General features: G+C 57.6%; 1 protein-coding gene. It reads left to right on the plus strand.

The genetic code is table 11. The features are described from left to right. On the plus strand, positions 1-380 hold a 380-nt coding region (locus DWX32_RS20395), incomplete at both ends, for a relaxase/mobilization nuclease domain-containing protein (RefSeq protein WP_243037655.1).

The following is a 380-nucleotide window of genomic DNA, read 5'->3' on the forward strand; positions in this document are numbered from 1 at the left end:
GGGACAGACAACGGCTTGACCGTAGACCGGGCGCAGGAGCTGGGCGAGCAGTTCTGCAAGGAGCATTTCCCCGGACACCAAGCCCTAATCTGCACCCACCCGGACGGGCATAACCACAGCGGGAATATCCATGTGCATATCGTCATCAACTCCCTGCGGATTTACGAAGTCCCGCTTCTGCCCTACATGGACAGACCAGCCGACACGCTGGAGGGCTGCAAGCACCGCTGCACCAACGCCGCTATGGAATATTTCAAGAGCGAAGTCATGGAAATGTGCCACCGGGAGGGGCTTTACCAAATCGACCTCTTGAACGGCAGCAAGGAACGGATAACCGAACGGGAATACTGGGCGGCAAAGAAAGGGCAGCTTGCCCTTGA

Origin of the sequence: Blautia sp. AF19-13LB (assembly GCF_003479105.1) — a bacterium.
Lineage (GTDB): Bacteria > Bacillota > Clostridia > Lachnospirales > Lachnospiraceae > Fusicatenibacter > Fusicatenibacter saccharivorans.